Origin of the sequence: Polaromonas sp. (genome assembly GCF_010365105.1) — a bacterium.
Lineage (GTDB): Bacteria > Pseudomonadota > Gammaproteobacteria > Burkholderiales > Burkholderiaceae_C > Polaromonas.
Window position 1 is genome coordinate 1 of sequence record NZ_JAAFGZ010000023.1, and the last position, 19,728, is coordinate 19,728.

Below are 19,728 nucleotides of genomic sequence, written 5' to 3' on the forward strand. Positions count from 1 at the left end.
TCCGACTGGCGGATGATGGCGATCACCTCGTCGATGTTGAGTAGGACTATCTGCCGACCCTCCAGGATGTGGATGCGCGCCAGCACCTTGTCAAGCCGGTGCTGCGAGCGCTTTTCAATCGTCGTCTGGCGAAAGGCTATCCACTCGTTGAGCATCTGCCGCAATGACTTTTGCGTCGGCCGGCCGTCAAGGCCAATCATGGTCATGTTGATCGGCGACGAACTCTCCAGGCTGGTGTGCGCCAGCAGCGTGTTGATGAGTTCGGCCTGCGGCGTGCGGCTGGTCTTGGGCTCGAACACCAGGCGCACGGCGGCGTCTTTGCTGGATTCGTCGCGCACCACGTCGAGCACCGCCAGCACGGCCTGCTTGAGCTGGACCTGGTCCAGATTCAGTGCCTTCTTGCCGAGCTTGATCTTGGGGTTGGTGATTTCCTCGATTTCTTCCAGCACGCGCTGGGTGCTGACGCCCGGTGGCAGTTCCTGCACGACGAGCTGCCACTGGCCGCGCGCCAGTTCCTCGATCTTCCAGCGCGCCCTCACCTTGAGCGAACCGCGTCCGGTGCGGTAGGCGGCCGCAATCTCGGCGCCGCTGGAGATGATCTGGCCGCCGCCCGGGTAGTCGGGGCCGGCAATCAGCGCGTACAGCTCTTCATCCGTCAGCTTGGGGCTTTTGATCAAGGCCACGCAGGCATCGGCTACCTCGCGCAGGTTGTGGCTGGGAATTTCGGTCGCCAGTCCGACGGCAATGCCGCTGGCGCCGTTGAGCAGCGTGAACGGCAGGCGCGCCGGCAACTGGCGCGGTTCCTCGGTGGAGCCGTCGTAGTTCGGGATGAAATCGACTGTGCCCTCGTCGATCTCGTCCATCAGCAGCGTGGTGATGCGCGCCAGCCGGGCTTCGGTGTAACGCATGGCGGCCGCGCCGTCGCCGTCCCGGGAGCCAAAGTTGCCCTGACCGTCGATCAGCGGATAGCGCTGCGAAAAATCCTGCGCCATGCGCACCAGCGCGTCATACGCCGCCTGGTCGCCGTGCGGGTGAAAGCGGCCGAGCACGTCGCCGACCACGCGGGCGCATTTGACCGGCCGTGCGCCGGTTGCGCCATTCGGGCCGCCAAAGGCCAGGCCCATGCGCGCCATGCTGTAGAGAATGCGCCGCTGTACGGGCTTCTGGCCGTCGCAGACATCGGGCAGCGCCCGGCCCTTGACGACGCTCAGCGCGTATTCAAGGTAGGCCCGCTGGGCATAAGCCGCCAGCGAGTCTTCGTCAGGCGTTGCAGGCATCGGCAGTTCAGTATCTGGCGTGAAAAGATCCATGGTTTTTTTAATCAGTCAGTAATAAATCAAGCATTGAAAAAGACAAGGCAGATGCCTGGTCCGGTTTACAGACATCTCCCGGATTAAACGCGAAGCCACAAACAGGACGGCAAGGGCCGGGGCGAAAAAACGACCGGAAAGAATGATCTGAAAATGAAAGCAAGCTGGGAGAAAGTGGATATAAATCGATGGCAGGAGCGGCATTTGCGGCATCACTACGTGATGCAACAAAAGTAACGTAACGCTAAATGTGGCGGGTTAGTGCAAGAAGTCAGGCGCGATGCACTGAGTCTGATCGTTTCAGGATGAAACCTGAGCCGTCGCGCAAACGCAAGTGGCTACTCACCGGGAAACTGAGTGCGCATCAGCGGATAAACCGGATTGCCCGGTGTCGGCATGCTGGTGCGGCCTGTGTTACCCCCCATCAGCTCCACACTCACCCGGCCAGCCGGTGCCTTGAGCCCGGCAGGTGCCAGGCCGCTGTAAAGCTGCATGACGGTCTTCACGTAGTTCTGGGTTTCAGGGTAGTTGGGAATCCGGTTGCCCGCCCGCTGCACCGCGCCTTCGCCGGCGTTGTAGGCGGCCAGCGCCAGTTCCAGCCGGCCCGGAAACATGTTGATCAGGTAGGCCAGGTAGCGCGCGCCCGCCCTGATGTTGATTTTCGGATCGGTCAGCTTTTTTTCAATCGATCCGTCCTTGCCGGCCGTGACGCCGTAGCGCTCGGCGGTCGGCGGTATCAGCTGCATCAGGCCAACGGCACCTTTGGGCGACACCGCAAAGGTGTTGAAACCCGACTCGGTGGCGATCAGGGCCTTGAGCAGCGAATAGTCGATGCCATGCTTGCTGGAAGCTTCCCGCAAGAGTGGACTGACCGCCTTGTACCCTGGCGAACGTTCAAAAAAAGCCGCCATCCTGGGCGAGAGCACGCCAGCACCCGCCACGCCGGCCAAATCAGATGCGGAAGCCTCGTCCAGGCCCCTGTCCTGCGCCTTGCGCGGCACGTCCATCAAGCGGTAGGGTTCGATGTTGTCGCGCAGAAAAAGCTCGTAGCGCTCGTCCAGGCGGCTGGAGGCGAAATGCGGAATCCGGTCCTCGTCCACATAGCCCCAGATGTCGGCCCGTGCCGGCGCGGCATGCAGGGCCAGCAACACCAGCATTGCCAGGAAACCCGCACGCTTGCGCGGCGTTTTCCAGGGCTGTCGATCCCTGGCGGCTGTCGCGGTGGGTGATGTGTCGGGTAACGGATCAGTGGTCATCAGATATCAATCTCCACAGCGTCTCCATGCAATTCCATCAACTCGCGGCGCGCTGCGGCCTCTCCCTTGCCCATCAGTTTAGTGATGAGGCTTTCGGTCTGCAAGAAATCCTGGTTACCCAGCTGGACCGGCAAAAGGCGCCGCGTGTCCGGGTTGAGCGTGGTGTCCCAGAGTTGCTCCGCGCTCATTTCGCCCAGTCCCTTGAAGCGGCTGATGCTCCAGGCGCTTTCGCGCACGCCGTCCTTGCGGAGCTTGTCCAGAATGGCGGTCAGCTCGCCTTCGTCCAGCGCATACACCTTGGACGCCGGCTTCTTGCCGCGCGCCGGTGCATCGACGCGGTACAGCGGCGGGCGGGCAACGTACACATGGCCCGCGTCGATCAGTTTGGGGAAATGCCGGAAAAACAGCGTCAGCAGCAGCACCTGGATGTGCGAGCCGTCCACGTCGGCGTCGGACAGGATACAGACCTTGCCATAGCGCAGGCCGCTCAGGTCGGGCGTGTCGTTCGGGCCATGCGGATCGACACCAATGGCAACCGCAATATCGTGGATTTCGGTGTTGGCAAACAGCCGGTCACGGTCCACTTCCCAGGTGTTCAGCACCTTGCCGCGCAACGGCAGCACGGCCTGGCTTTCCTTGTTACGGCCCATCTTGGCGCTGCCGCCGGCCGAATCGCCCTCGACCAGAAACACCTCGTTGTTCGCCAGGTCCTTGCTTTCGCAGTCGGTCAGCTTGCCGGGCAGCACGGCCACGCCCGAACCCTTGCGTTTTTCGACCTTCTGCCCGGCCTTCTGGCGGGTCTGCGCGGCCTTGATGGCGAGTTCGGCCAGTTTCTTGCCGTAGTCCACATGCTGGTTCAGCCACAACTCCAGCGACGGGCGCACGAAGCTCGACACCAGCCGCACCGCATCGCGTGAATTGAGCCGCTCCTTGATCTGGCCCTGGAACTGCGGGTCCAGCACCTTGGCGCTCAGCACGTAACTGGCGCGGGCAAACACATCCTCGGGCAGCAATTTCACGCCCTTGGGCAGCAGCGAATGCAGTTCGATGAAGCTCTTGACGGCGGTGAACAGGCCGTCGCGCAACCCGCTTTCATGCGTGCCGCCGGCGCTGGTCGGGATCAGGTTGACATAGCTTTCGCGCACCGGCGCGCCGTCCTCGGTGAACGCGACACACCAGCTGGCGCCCTCGCCTTCGGCAAAGGTTTCGTGCGCGCTGTCGGCAAAGCCTTCGCTCTCGAACATCGGGATCACCGGGTCGGCAGTCAGGGTCTGCATCAGGTAGTCGCGCAGGCCGCCCTTGAAGACCCAGGTCTGCACGTCCCTGGTTTTCTCGTTGGTCAGCGTGACGGTCACGCCGGGCATCAGGACCGCCTTGCTGCGCAGCAAGTGGGTCAGTTCGGCCATCGGCAGCGCCGGCGATTCAAAGTATTTGGCGTCTGGCCAGGCGCGCACCGTGGTGCCGGATTTGCGGTCGCCGCCTTCGCTCTTGCGCAGCACCAGCGGCTCGATCACGTCGCCGCCGGAAAAAGCCAGGCTGGCGACCTTGCCTTCGCGGTAGGACGTGACTTCAAGCCGGGTGGACAGCGCATTCGTCACGCTGACGCCGACACCGTGCAGGCCACCCGAAAAACTGTAGGCGCCGCCCTTGCCCTTGTCGAACTTGCCGCCGGCATGCAGCCGGGTGAACACCAGCTCGACCACCGGCGCCTGCTCTTCCGGATGCAGTCCGAAAGGAATGCCGCGCCCGTCGTCCTCGATGGTCACCGAGCCGTCGGCATGCAGCGTGACCTTGATTTTCTTGCCGTGTCCGGCGAGTGACTCGTCGGCCGAATTGTCAAGCACTTCCTGGATGATGTGCAGCGGATTGTCGGTGCGGGTGTACATGCCCGGGCGCTGTTTGACGGGCTCAAGGCCCTTCAAAACGCGGATCGAACTTTCGGAATAAGCGGGGGAAGCAATGATGTTTTTGTCGGCCATGGCAGTTCAAGTGTTGCCTGAATTGTAGACCGGGGCGACCCCGTCAACTGTACAAACATACAGCCTTCAAGTCTGGCTATTTCCGCGCTCCAGAGATTGGCGAGTCAAATTTTGCGCAGGCGACAGTCCCTGTAAGACATTTTCGTTAAAGTCTGACCATGACTCCAAGCGCGCTTTCGTCTCCCCAAAAACTGTCGATGTTCCAGGTCCTGGCCTGCGGCGCGGCCATTGTCACGCTGTCAATGGGCATCCGGCACGGCTTTGGCCTGTGGCTGCAGCCCATCACCCAGGCGCAGGGCTGGACGCGCGAGACCTTTGCCTTTGCCATCGCGGTGCAGAACCTGTCGTGGGGCATCTTCGGTATTTTTGCCGGCATGGTCGCCGACCGCTTTGGTGCGTTCCGGGTGATTGCCGGCGGCGCCGTGCTGTACGCGCTGGGTCTGGTCGGCATGGCGCTGTCGCCGACGGGCCTGCTGTTCACGCTGACGGCCGGCGTGCTGATCGGCGCGGCGCAGGCAGGCACCACCTATGCGGTGATTTACGGCGTCATCGGCCGCAATATCTCGGCGGACAAGCGCTCATGGGCCATGGGCGTGGCGGCGGCGGCCGGCTCGTTCGGCCAGTTCCTGATGGTGCCGACCGAGGGCTTCCTGATCAGCACGCTTGGCTGGCAGACGGCCCTGCTGGTGCTGGGCGGCGCCGTGCTGCTGATCGTGCCAGCGGCGCTGGGATTGCGCGAAAGCGGTTTTAACGGCGGCGTGCCCGCCAAGCGCGACCAGAGCATCGGCCAGGCATTGCGCGAGGCGCTGAAGTACCCGAGCTTTCAGATGCTGATGGCGGGCTACTTCGTCTGCGGCTTCCAAGTCGTCTTCATCGGTGTTCACATGCCCAGCTACCTCAAGGACAAGGGGCTGTCGCCGCAGGTGGCCGGCTACGCGCTGGCGCTGATCGGCCTGTTCAACGTCTTCGGCACCTACGCGGCGGGCGTGCTCGGCCAGAGGATGGCCAAGCGCAAGATCCTGGCGACGATCTATTTCTCGCGCGCCATCGTGATCAGCGTATTCATCGCCGCGCCGCTGAGCCCGGCCAGCGTCTATATTTTCTCCAGCCTGATGGGCCTGCTGTGGCTCTCGACGATCCCGCCCACCAACGCGGTGGTGGCGCAGATCTTCGGCATCCAGCACATGTCGATGCTCAGCGGCTTCATCTTCTTCAGCCACCAGATCGGCTCCTTCATGGGTGTGTGGCTGGGCGGCTTTCTGTATGACCGCACCGGCAGCTACGACATCGTCTGGTACATCGCGATTGTGCTGGGCGTGCTGGCGGCGCTGATCAACCTGCCGGTCCGGGAAACGCCGATTCACCGCGTCAGCCCCGGCGGCTTGCCGCAGGGCGCCTGACATGCTGCGCAAAGCGGTGCTGTGGAGCCTGGCCATCCTGGCATCGCTGGGCGTGTTCTCGCTGTACGCGCGGCCCGAGTTCCTGATCACCCTGGCCGACCAGATGTGGTCCTGTTTTTAGGACTTCTTTTCAAAATTTCAAGCTTTTCAGGCCTTCTGCGCAAACAGGACAGTGGTTAACAGCTACACAAATGATAGTAAAACAAACGGCTTCTGACATCTTTCATGCAGACGCAGCAGCGCCTTCCCCGTGGGTGGTGCGCTGGTCGCATCTGGTCAAGCCGGGCGGTGTGGTGCTCGACGTGGCCTGCGGACATGGCCGCCATGCGCGCTGGTTCCATCAGCGAAATCATCCGGTCGTGCTGGTGGACCGGGCGCAGGCCGCGATTGAATCCATAGCCATCCCGGCGCAGGCTTGCGAAGCCGTGGTGGCCGACATTGAAAATGGCCCCTGGCCTTTTGCGGGTCGCCAGTTCGATGCGGTGGTGGTTGCCAACTACCTGTGGCGGCCGCTGATGCCAACGCTGCTGGACAGCCTTGCGCCCGGCGGCGTGCTGATTTACGAAACCTTTACGCAGGGCAACGAGACGGTCGGGAAACCTTCAAGTCCTGATTTTTTGCTGCGCCCCGGAGAACTGCTGGACACCTGCAGCACGCTGCGCATCGTCGCCTTTGAAGACGGTTTTATTGAAGGGCCAGCAGGCAAAACGCCGCGTTTCGTCCAGCGCATCACCGCCGTTCGGGAAGCGGCGAATACGGCGCGTTCAAGCGCTATGCTGCCGGTGGCAGTGTCCGGCCCGCCCAGATACCCCCTTCCCTGAGCTCTGGGTAGAATGCACATTTGGCTTTTTGGGCCGGCCTTCAACGCCTTGAAGCCGCTCCATCACTCCAGCCATGACGTTACAAGCACGACATGAACCCCATTACTGGCAGCATTGTTGCTCTGGCAACCCCCTTGCATGAAGACGGCAGCGTCGATTACGCCACGCTGCGCAAACTCGTTGACTGGCACATTGCCGAGGGCACCGACTGCATCGGCGTGGTCGGCACCACGGGCGAGTCGCCCACGGTGAACGTCGAGGAGCATTGCGAGATCATCCGTGTTTCGGTCGAGCAGGCCGCCAGGCGGGTGCCGATCATGGCCGGTTGCGGCGCCAACTCCACCGCTGAAGCCATCGAATTGGCAAAGTTCGCCAAACAGGTGGGCGCCGATTGCCAGTTGCAGGTGGTTCCGTATTACAACAAGCCGACGCAGCAGGGCCAGTACCTGCACTTCAAGGCGATTGCCGAAGCCGTGGGCGACCTGCCGACAGTGCTCTACAACGTGCCGGGCCGCAGCGTTGCCGACATGGCGCATGCCACCGTGCTGCGCCTGGCCGAAGTGCCCGGCATTGTCGGCATCAAGGAAGCCACCGGCAACATCGAGCGCGCCCAGTGGCTGATCAAGGAAGTGCCCAAAAGCTTTGCCGTGTACTCGGGCGACGACCCGACGGCCGTGGCGCTGATGCTCTGCGGCGGCCAGGGCAACATCAGCGTGACGGCCAATGTCGCGCCCCGGCTGATGCACGAGTTGTGCATGGCCGCAGTGGCCGGCAACGTCAGGCTGGCCATGGAACTGCAGTTCAGGCTCCTGCCGCTGCACCGCAACCTGTTCGTCGAGGCCAATCCGATTCCGGTCAAATGGGCCATGGCCCGAATGGGGCTGTGCGGCAACACGCTGCGCCTGCCCATGACACCGCTTGAATCCAGCAACGAAGCTGCCGTCGAGAACGCCTTGCGCGTTTGCGGCCTGATCTGATTTTTAAGGGAATCCCACGTGAAGACATTTCCAAGATCCACGCAACGCCCAGCGCTGCGCAAAGCGCGCAGCGCGGCTGCACTTTCCGCACTGCTGGCTGCCAGCCTGCTGGCAGGCTGCTCCACGATACGGGACACCATGGAAGGCGAGCGGGTCGATTACAAGTCAAGTGGCACCAAAGGCCCTTCGCTTGATGTGCCGCCCGACCTGACGCAGCTCAGCCGCGACACCCGCTACGTGGTACCGGGCACGGCCGTCAGCGCCAGCAGCTACCAGATCGGCCAGCCGGCGCAGGCCGTTACCACGGCGGCCGCTGCTGTTGGCGACGTGCGCATTGAGCGCGCCGGCAACCAGCGCTGGCTGGTGGTCAATCGCCCAGCCGACAAGCTCTGGACGCCGGTGCGCGATTTCTGGCTGGAAAGCGGATTCCTGCTGGCACAGGACCAGGAAAACCTCGGCATCATGGAAACCGACTATGCCGAAAACCGAGCCAAGTTGCCACAGGATTTCATCCGCAATGCCCTGGGCAAGGTCTTTGACAGCCTGTACTCAACCGGCGAGCGCGACAAGTTTCGCACCCGCCTGGAGCGCCGTCCCGACGGCGGAACCGAAATCTACATCAGCCACCGCGGCATGGAAGAAATTGTCACCGGCAGCAAGGGCGGTGGCAATTCGGCCGGCGGCGACGGCACGATCTGGCAGCCGCGCCCGACCGATCCCGAACTCGAAGCGGAGTTCCTGCGCCGCCTGATGGTCAAGCTGGGCGTGACGCAGGAGCAGTCCAAGGCGCTGATTGCCGCCGGTGCCACGACGCAGACATCGCGCATCGCCATGCTCAACAACCTGCCCGTGGTACAAATCGACGAAGGCTTCGAGCGCGCCTGGCGACGGGTTGGCCTGGCGCTGGACCGCACCGGCTTTACCGTCGAGGACCGCGACCGCAGCCAGGGCACCTACTTCGTGCGTTATGTCGAGCCAACCGCCAACAAGGGCGAACCGGGCTTTTTCAGCAAGCTGTTCAGCGGCTCGGCTGCGACCGTCATGCCGTTGAAATACCGCATTTCGGTCAAGAGCGAAGGTGAAAAGAGCACGGTTTCTGTCCTGAATGCCCAGGGAACGCCCGAGTCGTCTGCCAATGCCCAGCGCATTGTCAAGGTGATTGCCGACGATCTGAAGTAAGCATTTGCCAAGGCAGCGCACCAGCAAGCAGTTGATCGACAGTGTTGCGATTCAGGAGTCTGGGCAGCGGCAGCGGCGGCAACGCCACACTGGTGGAAGCAAGCGGCCTGCTGCCCTTTCGCCTGCTGGTGGATTGTGGCCTGGGCATTCGTCAACTCGCAGTTCGCCTGGCCCAGGCCGGGCTGCTGCCGGAAGACCTCGATGCGGTGTTCATCACCCACGAGCATGGCGACCACATTGGATGCGCGCATACACTGGCGCTGCGCTACCGGATTCCGGTATGGATGAGCCAGGGAACGCATTCGGCGATTGGCTCGCCTGACTTTGACGGCTTGCTGCATATCGCGCGGGACGCCAAGGCGATTGACCTGGGCGGCCTTGAGATCATGCCTTTCACCGTTCCACACGATGCCCGGGAGCCGCTGCAGCTCAGCTGCACCGATGGCTCGGCCAAGCTGGGCATTCTGACCGACCTGGGCCATGCAACGTCGCATGTGATGGCGCATCTGCAGACCTGCCACGCCCTGCTGCTGGAATCCAATCACGACACCGACCTCTTGGACCAGTCCGCGTACCCGCCTTTTTTGAAGCGACGGGTGGGCGGCGATTATGGCCATTTGTCGAACACGGCGGCCGCCGCCATTGCGAGCGCCGTGACCCATGGCGGCTTGAAGCACCTGGTGGCGGCACACTTGAGCACCCAAAACAACCGGCCCGGTCTGGTCCAGGATGTGCTCTCCAACGCCCTGGGCTGCCAGCCCGGCGACATCGTGGTCGCCGGGCCGGCCAGCGGCACGCCCTGGCTGCAGCTTTGAGCCGGCCATGAAAAAAGCCGCCCGGAGGCGGCTTTTTTGGGAATCAGGAAAACTTACTTCGCAGAAGATGCAGCGGCATCGGCGGAAGTAGCAGCGCTGCCAGCAGCAGAAGCTGCGTCGGTAGCGGCGCCAACAGCGGCATTGGCCGATTCGGCAGCAGCAGAAGCGGCGCCGGTGGCAGCTGCAGCTGCGGCGGTGGCGGAAGGGGTTTCTGCAGGAACGACAACGACGGAAGGAGCAGGTGCAGGCGCAACGACTTCTTCTTTTTTACCGCAGGCGGCCAGGGCAACAGCAGCAACGATGGCAGCCAGTACGAGGGACTTGTTCATTTTTACGATCCTTGATGATATTTAAGAAAACAATTTCCGGAAATTGTCAAAACTTCAAGCTCAAAAATTCGAGCAGTGTCCTGACCTGTGAGGAAAGGACTCGAGCTCTTTCTACGCAGCCTCAAATTATATGCTGCCGAGCACAAGCATGGAAACCCTTAAACGCTCAAAATAAGCTATCGGACAACGGTCTGCAACCGGAAAACCACACTTACAAGCCCAAAACGGTCGCAGGAAAACCCGCCGAACTGGCCAAAAGGTGCTCGTTGAGGCGCTCTTTCAAAACTCTGCAATGGGCCATGTCGGCACCGGCAACACCTGTGCAGCGCGGGCTATCCAGCCGCTCAAACACCCACGCCGGGCTCCAGAACGCGCTGGGCAGACAGCCCGCTGAAGCCGCACCACTCTTGCGGCACTCGACCACATGCGCCCAGGTCCGCCGCCAAGTGACGAAACGCGCATGCTTGCGTAAAACGATATCGTAATGCTCGGCCAGCAGCGTGAGCTTGCGGCCGCTTCCCGCCCAGTCATTCAGCGCCTGCGTCACGGCGCGCTCGCCCAGTGGCCAGTCGGCGAAGTCCGGATCGCACCAGATCATTTCGCGCCAGCCCTGCGCTGCGGCTGCCGCCATGGCCTGCCGAACCAGTTCGGCGAATTCGCTGCGGCCGCTGAAACGGCCTTCGGGCAGCATTGAAGGGACTGCACCTGCTTGTTCGGATGTCATGAAGCCTGCTCCTTGAATTCAGCCGAAGTGCCGACCTTCAGCCCTTGCTAGAGAGCGAGGGCTCGTTTTGCTGGAGCCAGCCGGCTTCAAGCCAGTCGCCCAGCAGGGCAATGGCGCTTTTACTGGCCTTGCGCAAATCGCTCGCGGCCAGGTGGCGCTGGTTGGCCAGGCGCTGCATCAAGACGGCATCGGCGCCCTTGGCCCGGTAGCTTTCGCCATTGATGAAGAGGTGCTCGCTGTCATACATCATGCGGGTACGCGCATCGAGCGCAATGCCTGTCTGGCCGGCCTTGGCGGCTTCGCCATCCCAAGCCTGTTCGGGTTCGTCAAACCAGATGCCGGGTTTGGGCTCGGACATGGATTCGCCCAGCGCGCACGCCAGCGCCAGCGGGTCGTTGAGCGCTTCAAGCACCGCCTGCCGGGCAAAATCCGCCAGGCCGGCCGGCATGGCGGCCGGTGTTTCGGTGGCAGGCTGCGCCGGGTCGCGGTACATGCGCTTGGGAACGGCGCGCGCGCCTTCGCTTTCTTCGTCACACGATTCGGCGGCGTCCTCGCCCATTTCAGCCAGCCGGTGCAGCAGGTCGGCTGTCAGTTCGCCCTCCACCGGGCAGCGAAAGCCGATCGAATACGTCATGCAGTCAGCAGGCTTTCCATCCGGCCCGATGCTGGCCTCGGCAATGCCGTCATGGGCATAGCGCGGCGGCAGGTAGAGCATGTCGCCAGCCTCCAGCACGAATTCCTCGTCGGCTTCGAAATTTTGCAGGATTTTCAGCGGCACGCCCGGCTGCAGTGAAAAGTCTTTCTGCTTGCCGATTTTCCAGCGCCGGCGCCCGCTGGCCTGGAACAAGAACACGTCGTAGCTGTCAAAATGCGGCCCCACGCCGCCGCCCGGCGTGGCAAACGAGATCATCAGGTCATCCATGCGCGCATCGGGAACGAAACGGAATTGCTGCAGCAGCGCATGGCCGGCAGGTTCATGCAAATCCACGCCCTGAACCAGCAAGGTCCAGCCTTGCTGGCCCAGCGGCGGCAGGCTTCGGGTGGCAAACGGCCCTTTCTTCAGTGTCCAGCCATTGTCCTGCTGGACGATCAGGCGCGACTCGACCTCTTCCCGCGAAGCCAGCCTGGCCAGCGCGGCGCGGCTGAGAAAAGGCTGATAACCGGAAATGGCCTGGCGCACCAGCAAGGGCTTTTTCTGCCAGTGGCGGCGCATGAACTGGGCGGGGGTGAGACCGGCGAGAAGGGAGAGGGGCTGATTGACATCCATGGGACAATTGTCCGATGAAAATCACCCCGCAATGCGTCGTTGCCCTGACTTGGACGCTGAAAGACACTTTGGGCGATGTACTGGACGAACTGGACGAGCCGGTCGAGTTCCTGCTCGGCGGCAAGGACCTGCTGGCCAGCATCGAGGAAGCGCTGCTCGGCCATGCGGCCGGCGACACGCTGGAGTTGCACCTGGAGCCTGAAAATGCCTTTGGCGACTACGACGAGAACCTGGTGTTCCTTGAGCCGCGCAGAATTTTTCCGGCTGAACTCGAAGAAGGCATGACCTTTGACGGCGCGGCCATGCCGGCAGGCGCCACCGCGCAGATTCCATCCGAGCACATCTACACCGTGACCGACATCTACCCCGAGCATGTGGTGCTGGACGGCAACCACCCGCTGGGGGGCATTGCCATCCGGCTGGCGCTGAAGGTCGAATCGGTGCGCGAGGCTACCGAGTCGGAAATCGGCCAAGGTTCGCTGGGCACCGGGTTTTTCAAGCTGGAGTCCACGGCGAGCGGCAACGGCACACTGCACTGAAAAGCGCTACTGCTATCTACTGGCCCATAAAAAAGCGGCGCCACAGATCAAACTGCGGCGCCGCTTTTGCGTCAGGCTGCCTGCGAATCAGTAGCGGAACAGCTGGTTGTTCTGGATCCTGACGCGGTCGCCGATGCGCAATTCGCCGGTGGCCGGCACGTCATAGGCACGTGCGCCGCCGTTGTCCAGCTGGACGGTGACGCGGTAGGTCTGGCTGACGTTGGCATTGCGGTTGTTGTTCTGGATCGCATTGCCGGCCACGGCGCCGCCAACGGCGCCGGCAATCGTGGCAAAGTCGCGCCCGCTGCCGCCGCCGATCTGGCGACCCACCACCGCGCCGGCAACACCGCCCAGCACCGCGCCGAGGCCGGGACCTTGCGCCTGCGGCTGGTTCTGGAACACCTCGATGTTGTTGACACGGCCGTATTCCACGTAATTGCCTTGCGGGTTCTGGGTTGGGTACTGCGTTTGCCCCGGGTACTGGGGTTGCGCCGGATATTGCGACTGCGTGGGGTACTGGTTCGGATACTGGCTGGGGTATGGGCTCTGGCCCGGGTACGCTGGCGCCGGATACGACGACATCTGGCCCTGGTTGTCCATGGGCACCGTGCCGCAGGCGGCCAGACCGGCCAGAACAAGCACTGAAGCGGTCACTGAGACAAAGCGGGAAATACGGCGCATGGAATTCTCCTGGATGAAGTCATTGAGATTCCGTCCTGCCTGGGCTTTTCTTTTTTAATTCAGCCAGGCATGAAGGAATCTGAAGCCCTGATTTGAAAGGCAGATCACTGGTTTTTAGGTCAGGTCCGTAGCTTAGCGTGCGTGGGATGGTGCAATCAATGCGCGTAGGACAGACCTCACGCATGCCATGAGCCTGGAGCGGTGCCTGGTCAGGCTTTTCCGGTCGAGCCATAACCGCCCTCGCCCCGTTCGGTGGCGACGAATTCGCTCACCACATTGAATTGCGCCTGCACCACCGGAACGATCACCAGTTGGGCGATGCGCTCCATGGGCTCGATGGTGAAGGGCACGTCGCTCCGGTTCCAGGCGCTCACCATGAGCTGGCCCTGGTAGTCGCTGTCGATCAGCCCGACCAGGTTGCCCAGCACGATGCCGTGCTTGTGGCCCAGCCCGGAACGCGGCAGGATCATCGCGGCATAGCCGGGGTTGTGCAAATAAATCGCCAGGCCGGTAGGAATCAGTTGCCAGGCGTTGGCGCCCAGCGTCAGGGGCGCGTCCAGGCAGGCGCGCAGGTCCAGGCCGGCGCTGCCGGGCGTGGCATAGGCGGGCAGCTTGTCCTGAAGGCGCGGGTCGAGGATCTTGAGGTCGATGTTCATGGCTTGTTTTTGGGACGGTTGGAGGGTACTTTTCGGGCTTCTTCGGCTGCGCGTTTGGCCAGCGCGGCCATTTTGTCGACGAAAGCGCCCGGTGGCTGCGATCTCAAGCGGTAGATGAGCCAGGCGACATACACCGCAAGTATGGGAATGAACAAAAACCCGGCGCCGGGCACGAAGCGGCCCAGGATTTGCGTGGCGACCCACAGGCCGACGATCCATTTCACATGTCGCAGAAAAGGAATGCGCGCCACCGATTGCAGCCCCGCCGCCACCGACGGCAAGCCCGGAATCGCCATCGGCCCCCCAGACGCTGGTGCACTCCTGGCGACTGCCTGTGCGGCTGTCAGGCGCTCGACGTAGCGCACAAAGTCACCGTCAGGCGGGGTGTTCGAAGGCTGCATCATGAGAGCGTGGTGTTCTGCCCGGCGGGCGCATGGGTTTGAATCCGGCGGGCAATCTCGCCGACCAGCCGCTGCGCCAGCGAGCGCTTGGACGCCCGGGGCAATTCAAGGCTGCCCTGCGCGTCAATCAGCAGCAGGGCATTGTCGTCCTGGCCAAAGGTGTCGGGGCCGATGTTGCCGACCAGCAGCGGCACCTGCTTGCGCAAGCGTTTGGCCTGCGCGTTTTCCAGCAGATCGTGGCTTTCCGCCGCAAAGCCGACGCAAAACAGCCGGCCGGCCTGCGCCGCTGGCGAGCAGGCCACGCTGGCCAGGATGTCGGTGTTTTCGGTAAAGGCCAGCTGCGGCGCCTGGCCAGAGCCGTCCTTCTTGATTTTTTGCATCGACGGGTCGGCCGGCCGCCAGTCGGCCACCGCCGCCGTTGCTATGAAAATACTAGCTGACTGCGCCCGTCCAGCAACCGCAGAGAGCATGTTTGATGCAGATTTCACGTCGATTCGCGTGACGCCGCGCGGTGTGGCCAGGCTGACCGGTCCGGCCACCAGCGTGACCTCGGCACCGGCTTCGCGCGCGGCGCGGGCGATGGCAAAGCCCATCTTGCCGCTCGACAGGTTGGTGATGCCGCGCACCGGGTCGATGGCCTCGTAGGTCGGTCCGGCCGTGACCAGCACGCGCTGGCCGTGCAGGACCTTGGGCGTGAAGAAGGCCATCAGGTCTTCGAGCAGTTCGGCCGGCTCCAGCATGCGGCCGTCGCCGGTTTCGCCGCAGGCCTGGAAACCCGTGCCGACGCCGAGCACCGTGGCGCCGTCCTGCGCCAGCTGCGCCAGGTTGCGCTGCGTCGCCGGGTGCGCGTACATCTCGCGGTTCATCGCCGGCGCGACCAGCAGCGGCACCCGGTCCACGGGCCGCGCCAGGCACAGCAGGCTCAGCAGCTCGTCGGCGCGCCCCTGGACCAGCCGGGCGATGAAGTCGGCGCTGCACGGCGCAATCAAGATGGCATCGGCTTCGCGCGACAGGTTGATGTGCGCCATGGCGTTCGGCTCGCGGCCGTCCCACTGGTTCGAGTACACCGGTCGGCCGCTCAGCGCCTGCATGGTGACCGGCGTGATGAACTGGGCGGCTGATTCGGTCATCACCACCTGGACCGTGGCGCCGGCCTTGATGAGCAGCCGGCACAGTTCGGCCGACTTGTAGCAGGCAATGCCGCCCGACATCCCGAGCACGATGTGTTTGCCGGCCAGCTCAAGGGCTTCGTTGCCGCCCGGTGCGTTTGCTTGATGTGTCATGGCAGGCAATGTAGCAGTTTCAAGGTCCGCGCCAAAGCGCCATGCCCCATGCGGCCTTGTCTGACAACCGGGCGGTATTGCCGCTTTCAATCGGCCTGGTGGCAGCGCTCTAGCATTCAATTTCATGACCTGCCCTGCAGTCAAAAACCCCACCACAAGGAGCTTGCCATGGCTGACCAACCCCCTTCCGCCGCGCTGGCCGGACCGCCACAACACACCATCGAGTTGCGCATCAACCGGCAGGATTACCGGCTGGAAGTGCAGGCCTGGGTGTCTTTGCTTGACCTGCTGCGCGACAGGCTGGAACTTACCGGCACCAAGAAAGGCTGCGACCACGGCCAGTGCGGCGCCTGCACGGTGCTGGTCGATGGCCGGCGCATCAACGCCTGCCTGACGCTGGCGGTGATGCAAAACGGCCGCGAGATCACCACCGTCGAGGGCCTGGCCCGGCTGGAGACCGGCCCGGCGCTGCATCGGCTGCAGCAGGCCTTCATCGACCACGACGCCTTCCAGTGCGGCTACTGCACGCCGGGCCAGTTGTGTTCGGCTGTCGGGCTTGTCAATGAAGGCCATGCCCGCACGCCGGATGACGTCCGCGAGCTGATGAGCGGCAACATCTGCCGCTGCGGCGCCTACCCGCAAATCGTGCAGGCTGTCAGCGAGGTGGCGCTGGGCAAAGGCAAACCAGGCGCGGGCACTACAGCTGGCCGCTTGGCTACTCCTGGCGTGGTGCCGGCATGATCAACTTTGCCTACCTCCCCGCGAGTGCCGTGGAAACGGCACTGGAACAGATCGGCCCCGGCCCCGGTTCAACAACGGCGGCAGGCTTTGGCAAGTTCATTGCCGGCGGCACCAACCTGCTCGACCTGATGAAGGAAAACGTGATGCGGCCGGCGCGGCTGGTGGACATCAACCCGCTGGCATTGAACAGCATCGAGGCCCTGCCGGACGGCGGCCTGCGCCTGGGCGCACTGGCGCGCAATGCCGACACCGCCTACCACCCGCTGGTCCAACGCGGCTACCCGCTGCTGGCCGCGGCCATCCTGGCCGGCGCTTCGGCGCAGATCCGCAACATGGCCAGCAACGGCGGCAACCTGCTGCAGCGCACGCGTTGCTATTATTTTTATGACACCGGCGTGCCATGCAACAAGCGCGTTCCCGGCAGCGGCTGCCCGGCCATCAGCGGACTGGCGCGCCTGCATGCGATTCTGGGTGCCAGCGAACAGTGCATTGCCACGCATCCGTCGGACATGTGCGTGGCGCTGCGGGCGCTGGACGCCGTGGTGCAGGTGCAGTCGCCGCGCGGTGGCCGCGCCATTGCCATGGCCGACTTTCACCGCCTGCCGGGCGGGCAGCCCGACATCGATACCACGCTGGCGCACGACGAGCTGATCACCTCCATCGACCTGCCGCCGCCTGCGCCCGGCTTTGCGGCGCATTCGGCCTACCTCAAGCTGCGCGACCGGGCCTCGTATGCGTTTGCGCTGGTGTCGGTGGCTGCCGCGCTGGACATTGGCGCGGATGGCTTGGTGAAAGAGGCGCGCATTGCCCTGGGCGGTGTGGCGCACAAACCCTGGCGCGACCCCGAGGCCGAGGCGCTGCTGGTGGGCCAGCCCGCCAGCCCTGCTGCCTTTGCAGAGGCCGCCAAGCACCTGTTGCGCGGCGCGCAGGCGCAGGGCGTCGGGCCGGGCAGCAATGCCTTCAAGATTCCGATGGCGCAGCGCGCCGTGGTGCGGGCGCTGGAAATGGCGCTTGCTGGCACCGTGGCAAATACAGTCAATAACGACAACGACAACGACAACGACAACGACAACGCGGAGGATGCGCCATGAACGCAGTTTTAATAGAGGATGTGCAGCCGGTGGCCGAACCCGGCACCGGCCTGGTGGCCAAGGGCGATTCGATTTCGCGCATCGATGGTCCGGCCAAGGTGACCGGCCAGGCGCGTTATGCCGCCGAGCACAGCGCGCCCGACATGGCCTACGGGGTGGTGGTGAACAGCACGATTGCCAAGGGGCGCATCACCGCACTGCATCTGGATGAGGCGCGCAAGCTGGACCTGTTCTACAAAGACATGACCGCGCCGGGTGGCTCACCCTTCAAGCCGTTTTACAGCGATGGCGTGCTCTACAGCGGCCAGCCAGTGGCGCTGGTGCTGGCCGAGAACTTCGAGGCGGCGCGCTACGCCGCTTCACTGGTGCAGGTGACCTACGAAGAGGAAGCGCACCAGACGGACCTGCTGGCCAACCTGAACCGCAGCCACAAGCCGAGCCGGCTGAAGGCGGGATTTTCGCCGCCGCCCAAACCCACAGGCGATGCCGATGCAGCCTATGAAGCCGCGCCGGTGCGCATCCACGCCGACTTCTACAGCGGCGTGGAGCACCACAACCCGATGGAAATGCACGCCAGCACCGTGATTCGCTCGGACGACGGCCACCTGACGATCTACGACAAGACGCAAGGCGCACAAAACAGCCGCTGGATGGTGTCACAGGTGTTTGGCCTGTCCAAAAACAAGGTGACGGTGAAAAACCCGTTTGTTGGCGGCGCTTTCGGCTCGGGCCTGCGGCCGCAATACCAGTTGATTCTGGCGGTGATGGGCGCATTGCAACTCAAACGTTCAGTGCGCGTCGTGCTCACGCGCCAGCAGATGTTCACCTTTGGCCACAGGCCCGAAACCTGGCAGCGGGTGAAACTCGCCGCCGAGCGCGACGGCACGCTCAAGGCCGTGGTGCATGAAGCGGTAGCCGAAACGTCAAGGCTGGAAGACTACGTCGAAGTGGTGGTGAACTGGTCGGGCCAGCTCTACCAATGCGACAACGTGCGGCTGGACTACAAACTGGTCGCGCTCGACCAGTACAGCCCGCTTGACATGCGCGCGCCCGGTGCGGCGCACGGTGTGCATGCGCTGGAAGTGGCGATGGACGAACTGTCGTATGCCCTTGGCATGGACCCGCTGGCGCTGCGGCTGAAAAACTACGCTGAACGCGATGCGGCCAGGAATCTGCCCTACTCCAGCAAGGAACTGCGCGCCTGCTACGCGCAAGGCGCCGAGCGCTTTGGCTGGGCCAGCCGTCCGGCTGCGCCGCGCGCTATGCAAGAGGGCAACGAACTGATCGGCTGGGGCATGGCCACCGGTACCTGGGATGCGCTGCAGATGCTCGCCCGCGCGGGCGCGGTGCTGCACGCCGACGGCCGGCTCGTCGTCAGCAGCGCGGCCAGCGACATCGGCACCGGCACCTACACCGTGATGAGCCAGATCGCCGCCGCCGCCATGGGCCTGCCGCTGGAGAAGGTGACGTTTCGCCTTGGCGACTCGACGCTGCCGTTTGCGCCGGTCGAGGGTGGCTCGTCGCATGTCGCCACGGTCGGCTCGGCGGTCGAAGGCGTGTGCGAGAAGCTGCAGAAAAAGCTCTGGAAGCTGGCCCGGGCCATGCCCGATTCGCCGTTTGAAGTCACCGCATCCCATGAGGTCGAATGCGTCAATGGCTGCCTGCAGCTGATCAAGATGCCGGGCTCGGCCGTGCCGTTCAGCGACATCCTGGCCGCTGCTGGCCTGGACAGCATCGAGGAAAAATACCTGATGCTGCCCAACGCCCTAAAGCAGAAAAACTATGTGCGTGCCACGCATTCGGCGGTATTTTGCGAGGTGCGGGTGGACGAGGCCTTTGGCACCGTGCGCGTGACGCGGGTGGTCAGCGCGATTGCGGCAGGCCGCATCATCAGCGCCAAGACAGCACGCAGCCAGATCGTGGGCAGCGTGGTCTGGGGCATCAGCCAGGCACTGCACGAGGAAACCCACAGCGACCATGCGCTGGGCCGCTTCATGAACCACAACCTGGCCGAGTACCACGTGGCGGTGAACGCCGACATCCATGACATCGACGTGATCTTTGTGGAAGAAGACGACCGCATCGTCAGCCGCCTGGGCGCCAAGGGGGTGGGCGAGATCGGCATGGTCTGCGTGGCGGCGGCGGTCTGCAATGCGATCTACCACGCCACCGGCCGGCGCGTGCGCAGCACACCGATGACACCGGACAAGGTCATGGCGCCAGACTGATTGCTATTTTTTTAATAGCTTCCTGCGTATGCCCGTATTGCGCAAAAGGCC

The 19,728-nt window shown here is 63.5% G+C and carries 19 protein-coding genes; 9 read left to right on the forward strand and 10 right to left on the reverse strand.

Features of this window, described 5'->3' with window-relative positions; genetic code table 11:
- The 3 genes from GZ092_RS14675 to GZ092_RS14685 form a co-directional block, all read right to left on the reverse strand.
- A partial coding sequence (locus GZ092_RS14675) for a DNA topoisomerase (ATP-hydrolyzing) (RefSeq protein ID WP_293637459.1) occupies window positions 1-1,310 on the reverse strand: 1,310 nt, incomplete at its 3' end.
- A gap of 338 nt (window positions 1,311-1,648) precedes the next feature.
- Complete coding sequence (locus tag GZ092_RS14680; RefSeq protein ID WP_363254537.1) at window positions 1,649-2,566, reverse strand: lytic transglycosylase domain-containing protein; 918 nt, start codon at window positions 2,564-2,566, stop codon at window positions 1,649-1,651.
- Window positions 2,566-4,545 carry a DNA topoisomerase IV subunit B gene (locus GZ092_RS14685; RefSeq protein WP_293637461.1) on the reverse strand — a complete coding sequence of 660 codons (1,980 nt, stop codon included), beginning with the start codon at window positions 4,543-4,545 and terminating at the stop codon, window positions 2,566-2,568. The genes GZ092_RS14680 and GZ092_RS14685 overlap by 1 nt, the downstream gene beginning before the upstream one ends.
- Before the next feature lie 158 nt (window positions 4,546-4,703).
- On the opposite strand from GZ092_RS14685, the gene GZ092_RS14690 reads away from it, so the two are divergent.
- The 5 genes from GZ092_RS14690 to GZ092_RS14710 all read left to right on the forward strand — a co-directional run bounded on the left by GZ092_RS14690 (window position 4,704) and on the right by GZ092_RS14710 (window position 9,737).
- Window positions 4,704-5,945 carry an MFS transporter gene (locus GZ092_RS14690; RefSeq protein ID WP_293637463.1) on the forward strand — a complete coding sequence of 414 codons (1,242 nt, stop codon included), beginning with the start codon at window positions 4,704-4,706 and terminating at the stop codon, window positions 5,943-5,945.
- A gap of 191 nt (window positions 5,946-6,136) precedes the next feature.
- Window positions 6,137-6,766 carry a class I SAM-dependent methyltransferase gene (locus GZ092_RS14695; RefSeq protein WP_293637465.1) on the forward strand — a complete coding sequence of 210 codons (630 nt, stop codon included), beginning with the start codon at window positions 6,137-6,139 and terminating at the stop codon, window positions 6,764-6,766.
- Window positions 6,767-6,858: 92 nt separating this feature from the next.
- Window positions 6,859-7,743: a 4-hydroxy-tetrahydrodipicolinate synthase gene (gene dapA, locus GZ092_RS14700; RefSeq protein WP_293637467.1), complete on the forward strand. Its 885-nt coding sequence runs from the start codon at window positions 6,859-6,861 to the stop codon at window positions 7,741-7,743.
- A gap of 138 nt (window positions 7,744-7,881) precedes the next feature.
- On the forward strand, window positions 7,882-8,922 hold the full coding sequence (gene bamC, locus GZ092_RS14705) for an outer membrane protein assembly factor BamC (protein ID WP_293637527.1): 1,041 nt from the start codon (window positions 7,882-7,884) through the stop codon (window positions 8,920-8,922).
- 41 nt (window positions 8,923-8,963) lie between these two features.
- Window positions 8,964-9,737, forward strand: coding sequence for an MBL fold metallo-hydrolase (locus GZ092_RS14710; protein ID WP_293637469.1), 774 nt, complete (start codon window positions 8,964-8,966; stop codon window positions 9,735-9,737).
- A 53-nt stretch (window positions 9,738-9,790) separates the two neighbouring features.
- On the opposite strand, the gene GZ092_RS14715 is transcribed toward GZ092_RS14710, so the two are convergent.
- From GZ092_RS14715 to GZ092_RS14725, 3 genes are all read right to left on the reverse strand, one after another.
- Window positions 9,791-10,066, reverse strand: coding sequence for a hypothetical protein (locus GZ092_RS14715; protein ID WP_293637471.1), 276 nt, complete (start codon window positions 10,064-10,066; stop codon window positions 9,791-9,793).
- A gap of 211 nt (window positions 10,067-10,277) precedes the next feature.
- Entirely contained in the window at window positions 10,278-10,790 is a 513-nt protein-coding gene (locus GZ092_RS14720) for a hypothetical protein (RefSeq protein WP_293637473.1), read from the reverse strand.
- Between the two features lie 37 nt (window positions 10,791-10,827).
- On the reverse strand, window positions 10,828-12,057 hold the full coding sequence (locus GZ092_RS14725; protein WP_293637474.1) for a cupin domain-containing protein: 1,230 nt from the start codon (window positions 12,055-12,057) through the stop codon (window positions 10,828-10,830).
- Between the two features lie 14 nt (window positions 12,058-12,071).
- Between GZ092_RS14725 and GZ092_RS14730 the strand changes: the two genes are divergently transcribed.
- Window positions 12,072-12,596 (forward strand): FKBP-type peptidyl-prolyl cis-trans isomerase, encoded by a 525-nt coding sequence (locus tag GZ092_RS14730; RefSeq protein ID WP_293637475.1) that lies wholly within the window; start codon window positions 12,072-12,074, stop codon window positions 12,594-12,596.
- 87 nt (window positions 12,597-12,683) lie between these two features.
- Here the strand turns inward: GZ092_RS14730 and GZ092_RS14735 are convergent, their stop codons facing one another.
- The 4 genes from GZ092_RS14735 to coaBC form a co-directional block, all read right to left on the reverse strand.
- Window positions 12,684-13,277 carry a glycine zipper 2TM domain-containing protein gene (locus GZ092_RS14735; protein ID WP_293637477.1) on the reverse strand — a complete coding sequence of 198 codons (594 nt, stop codon included), beginning with the start codon at window positions 13,275-13,277 and terminating at the stop codon, window positions 12,684-12,686.
- Between the two features lie 209 nt (window positions 13,278-13,486).
- Entirely contained in the window at window positions 13,487-13,933 is a 447-nt protein-coding gene (dut, locus tag GZ092_RS14740) for a dUTP diphosphatase (RefSeq protein WP_293637479.1), read from the reverse strand.
- On the reverse strand, window positions 13,930-14,337 hold the full coding sequence (locus GZ092_RS14745) for a hypothetical protein (RefSeq protein ID WP_293637481.1): 408 nt from the start codon (window positions 14,335-14,337) through the stop codon (window positions 13,930-13,932). The genes dut and GZ092_RS14745 overlap by 4 nt, the downstream gene beginning before the upstream one ends.
- Window positions 14,334-15,617 (reverse strand): bifunctional phosphopantothenoylcysteine decarboxylase/phosphopantothenate--cysteine ligase CoaBC, encoded by a 1,284-nt coding sequence (gene coaBC / locus GZ092_RS14750; protein ID WP_293637482.1) that lies wholly within the window; start codon window positions 15,615-15,617, stop codon window positions 14,334-14,336. Before coaBC ends, GZ092_RS14745 begins: the two co-directional genes overlap by 4 nt.
- A gap of 168 nt (window positions 15,618-15,785) precedes the next feature.
- On the opposite strand from coaBC, the gene GZ092_RS14755 reads away from it, so the two are divergent.
- Genes GZ092_RS14755 through GZ092_RS14765 form a run of 3 tightly spaced genes read left to right on the forward strand, consistent with a single transcriptional unit; the run spans window position 15,786 to window position 19,677 of the window.
- Window positions 15,786-16,358: a (2Fe-2S)-binding protein gene (locus GZ092_RS14755; protein WP_293637484.1), complete on the forward strand. Its 573-nt coding sequence runs from the start codon at window positions 15,786-15,788 to the stop codon at window positions 16,356-16,358.
- A complete protein-coding gene (locus tag GZ092_RS14760; RefSeq protein WP_293637485.1) occupies window positions 16,355-17,449 on the forward strand; it encodes a xanthine dehydrogenase family protein subunit M in 1,095 nt (364 codons plus the stop codon). The genes GZ092_RS14755 and GZ092_RS14760 overlap by 4 nt, the downstream gene beginning before the upstream one ends.
- Entirely contained in the window at window positions 17,446-19,677 is a 2,232-nt protein-coding gene (locus GZ092_RS14765; protein ID WP_293637486.1) for a xanthine dehydrogenase family protein molybdopterin-binding subunit, read from the forward strand. The genes GZ092_RS14760 and GZ092_RS14765 overlap by 4 nt, the downstream gene beginning before the upstream one ends.
- The last annotated feature ends 51 nt before the right edge of the window (window positions 19,678-19,728 follow it).